Consider the following 580-nt stretch of genomic DNA (forward strand, 5'->3'; position numbering starts at 1 on the left):
CGACGCGACCTTCCATCTCGACGAGCTCGAGCAGCGCGCGCGACAGACCGCGTTCCTCGTGCCGGGACTCCACATCGCGATCGGCGACGCCCGCGGTGAGTCACCGGTCACCACCGACTTCCACTTCGACGGCGGCATCTCCGAGTTCGCCGACTTCCTCGCCCACGACAGCGGCGTCACCGACACGTGGCGTCTGACCGGCACCGGCGACTTCACAGAGACCGTGCCGGTGCTGCAGGCCTCCGGCGCGATGGTGCCCACCGAGGTGACGCGCACCTGCGAGGTCGATGTCGCGCTGCGGTGGGGCACCGGATACGAGACGGTCAGCCGTTCGTTCGTGAACATCATCGCCACGCCCAAGGGCGGCACCCACCAACAGGGCTTCGAGCAGGGTCTCATGAAGGTGCTGCGCACCCAGGTCGAGCAGAACGCCCGCCGGCTCAAGGTCGGCACCGACAAGATCGAGAAGGACGACATCCTCGCGGGCCTCACCGCGGTGCTCACCGTCCGTCTTCCCGAGCCCCAGTTCGAGGGCCAGACGAAGGAGGTGCTGGGCACGCCCGCGGTGCGCCAGATCGTC

The 580-nt window shown here is 68.6% G+C and carries 1 pseudogene; it reads left to right on the forward strand.

The features are described from left to right. Positions 1-580: pseudogene (locus tag ABT08_RS04080) on the forward strand (DNA topoisomerase IV subunit B); the annotation flags it as partial.

The sequence above is a fragment of the Microbacterium sp. SCN 71-21 genome (assembly GCF_001725695.1).
GTDB classification, from domain to species: Bacteria; Actinomycetota; Actinomycetes; order Actinomycetales; family Microbacteriaceae; genus Microbacterium; species Microbacterium ginsengisoli.